The 3,319-nt window shown below is 64.8% G+C and carries 2 protein-coding genes; both read right to left on the minus strand.

Annotated elements, in window-relative coordinates; all coding sequences use genetic code 11:
• Window positions 1–177: 177 nt before the first annotated feature.
• Window positions 178–1,215 carry a hypothetical protein gene (locus GF399_02665; GenBank protein ID MBD3399215.1) on the minus strand — a complete coding sequence of 346 codons (1,038 nt, stop codon included), beginning with the start codon at window positions 1,213–1,215 and terminating at the stop codon, window positions 178–180.
• A 92-nt stretch (window positions 1,216–1,307) separates the two neighbouring features.
• Window positions 1,308–2,309, minus strand: a complete 1,002-nt coding sequence (rfbB, locus tag GF399_02670; GenBank protein ID MBD3399216.1) for a dTDP-glucose 4,6-dehydratase — start codon at window positions 2,307–2,309, stop codon at window positions 1,308–1,310.
• Window positions 2,310–3,319: the final 1,010 nt, after the last annotated feature.

The following is a 3,319-nucleotide window of genomic DNA, read 5'->3' on the forward strand; positions in this document are numbered from 1 at the left end:
GGCACGGTTTTTGCGGAGGCGGACCGTTACCCTCGTTCGTAACGGTCGCCGAGATGCAAAAACCGTGCCGGTTCCGGCGGGCCGGTGTCATCGCGACTCGGCGGCGGCTGTTTTTCAACGCTCGCACAACCGGGAACCCCGCGGGGTTCCCGGTTGTTGCCGCGTGGCGTTGATCGCTCAGCGGGCGCCGGCGGGCTGGTTGAAGATGAAGTAGACCAGTACGGTGCGCACCTGGTCGTCGAGCTGGGGTTCGTTATGGAAGGTGGTGTAGCCGACCTTGCCCGCGCCGTAGTTGAAATCGACCATCAGCGGGCTGTCCGCCAGGCTGCCGTCGTAGTACTCGACGTCGGCCTCGATCAGCACCTCCGTCGCCGGGCCGACGTCCTCGATGACCACCCAGTAGGGCAGGTCGAAGTAGATGTCGACGGTCGACGAACCCAGGTAGTCCTCCAATTCCTGGCGCAGGATCGTGCCGGAGACGGTGCCGGTCTTGCCCACGTCGGGGTAGCCGTCGTCCTCGTCGAGGAAGGTCACGGCGTCGGGCCAGGCCTGCTCGATGTACTCCCACTCCCAGTCCGAGGCGTAGAGGAAGCCGCCCTCGTAGACGAACTGCCGCAGGTTGTCGACGACATCGTTGTCGTAGGCCCAGGAGGTGTCGGAGCCGCAGTTGAGGAACAGCATCTGCAGGTCGGCGAAGGTGGACCAATCGGCCAGGTCGGCGTCGTCCAGGGTGGTGAAACCGTAGCCCAGGTCGTCGAGGATGGCTTCGATCTCGTCGTAGCTGCCGGGAACGACGCCGATGGCTGAGGCGTCGGTGTCCAGCTCGAGTTCGACGTCGTTGGCGAAGTCATCGGGGACGTTGACCGAGGCCGTGGCCTGGAACCCGCCCTTGACGGCCGTCAGGGTGGCCGAGCCCTCGGGCAGCTCGTCGGTGAAGGTGAAGCGGCCGGCGCTGTCCGAGGTGGTCAGGTAATCGGCGTTGGCGCCGCCGTCGTAGGTCAGCTCGACCAGGGCTCCGGCGATGGGCGTTTCACCGTCGGCGGCGTAGACGTAGCCCGAGAGGTGTTGGGGATCGAAGCTGCCGTCGCCCCCGCCGCCGGCGTCCGTGGAGGTCGAGCAGGCGCCGAGGAACAGCAGGCCCGCGGCGAGAACGGCTGTAATGATCTTGCGCATGGTATGCCCCTTGAAGTTGTTTTCACCAGTAGACTCTCTCATTTTATACCGCTATTCCAATCAGTTCCACTATCAAGGGGCCTCCCGGCAACGGCAGGCCCCGCGGTAAACTCACTCAGCGGCTGTCGATGGGCTTAAGCCCGGCCCTCGTCCAGATAGTACTGCTTCCACCACTGTTTGAATTCGCCGCTCTTGATCGGCCGCCACCAATCCTCGTTGTCCCGGTACCAGTCGACGGTGGCCTCGAGGCCCACGCGGAAATCGACCCGGGGCTTCCAGTCCAAGCCCTTGAGCTTGGTCGAGTCCAGGGCGTAGCGCATGTCGTGGCCGGGGCGGTCGGGGACGTGCTTGAGCAGGTCGAGGGGTTTGCCGGCGGCCTCGAGGATCGCGGCGCCCATCTCGTTGGTGTCCCTGAGGTTGCCGCCGCCGCAGTTGTAGACCTCGCCGGGCGCGCCCCGCTCGAGCATCGCCAGCAGGCCCCGGCAGTGGTCGTCGACGTGGATCCAGTCACGGACGGCCTTGCCCTCACCGTAGATCGGGCATTCCAGGCCGTCGATGGCGTTGGTGACGAACAGGGGCAGCAGCTTCTCCGGGTACTGGCGCGGGCCGTAGTTGTTGCTGGCCCGGCTGATGATCACCGGAACGTCGTGGGTGGCCCAGTAGGAGTAGGCCAGGCGGTCGGCGCCGGCCTTCGAGGCCGCGTAGGGGTTACGCGGCATCAGCGGGTCCGTCTCGACGGAAAAACCCTCGGGCACCTCGCCGTAGACCTCGTCCGTCGAGACCTGGACGAAGCGCTCGATCTTCAGCGCCTTGGCCGCCTCGAGCAGCACGTAGGCGCCGTAGACGTCGGTGCGGATGAAGGCGTCGGCGTCGACGATCGAGCGGTCGACGTGGGTCTCGGCGGCGAAGTTGATCACCGCGTCGCAGCCCTCCATCGCCTGACGCACGTCATCGACCTCGGCCACGTCGCCTTTGATGAAAGTGATGTCGTCTTTGAGCTGTTCGAGGTTCCGGGGGTTGCCGGCGTAGGTCAGCTTGTCCAGGACGGTGATGAGCCAGTCCGGGCGCTCGCGGCGCAGCAGGTGGACGAAGTTGGAGCCGATGAAGCCGGCTCCGCCGGTGACGAGGATGTGCACGGCCACTCCTTGGCTGGCGCTCCCGTCTCGGATGAACTGTTTACGACGAGAGCGTTACCACATCTGCAGTTCACTTGACGGCCCATACTATAACACAGGCGCCGCCCCGGCGACGGTTGTTCGGCGATCGCTACGGCTCCCGGGGTGTCCCGCCGCCGGAACCGGCATGCTTTTTGCATCTCGGCGACCGTTAAACCGATGCTAACGGTCGGCCTCCGCAAAAAGCATGCCGGTTCCGGCTCGCCTCCGGCCGTTCCCGTTGGTCATTCCCCTTCGCCGTCGCCGGTGAGCGTCGCCGTTTCGAGCAGCTTATCGAGTTCGCCCAGTTGGGTGTCCAGCTCTTCGAGGGTTCCGCTCAGCGGGGTTTGCCGATGTCGGGCCAGGGCCGCGCCGTAGAGGTCGCCGCCGACCGTTCGCAGGCGTTTATAGGTTGCGGCCTGGAGCTGTTTCTCGGCGAACAGCTCCTCGGAATCCTTGGCCAGCAGCCAGTCCACCAGCAGCAGGTTGAGGTTGATCGCTCCGCTGAACAGCTTATCGAGCAGGATGAAGATGTCGGTGATCGGATCGGTTTCGAGTTCGTCGATAACCTCGTCGAAGGTGCGCAGCCGGCTGGTCAGTCGTTTGAGCACGCCGTTGCCCAGGCTGAAGCTCAGGCGGAAGTCGGAGTGCAGCAGGGGGTTGGCGCCGAGGAGGTTGGCCAGTTTGAGGACGTCCTCGGCGTAGAAGATGGGCATGTCGTTGATCAGTTCGTAGGCCGAGACGTCGGTGCTGGAGCGCAGGTGGCGTTCGACGTGGCCGCGGTAGACGTCGCGGACGGGCTGGCCGCCGAGGAGGTCCGCCTTGTACTTGAAGTAGCGTTGTTCGAAGGTGATCAGGCGGTCTTTTTGGTGTTGGGTGTATTCGAGGAAGGCGAGCTTGTAGGTTTCGCGGTGTTGTCGGCGGTCGCGGCGGCGGTCGATGATGAAGGTGATGAAGATGACGATGAAGGAGGCCGCCGTGGCGATGGCCCC

Source organism: Candidatus Coatesbacteria bacterium (genome assembly GCA_014728225.1).
Taxonomy (GTDB): Bacteria; RBG-13-66-14; RBG-13-66-14; order RBG-13-66-14; family RBG-13-66-14; genus WJLX01.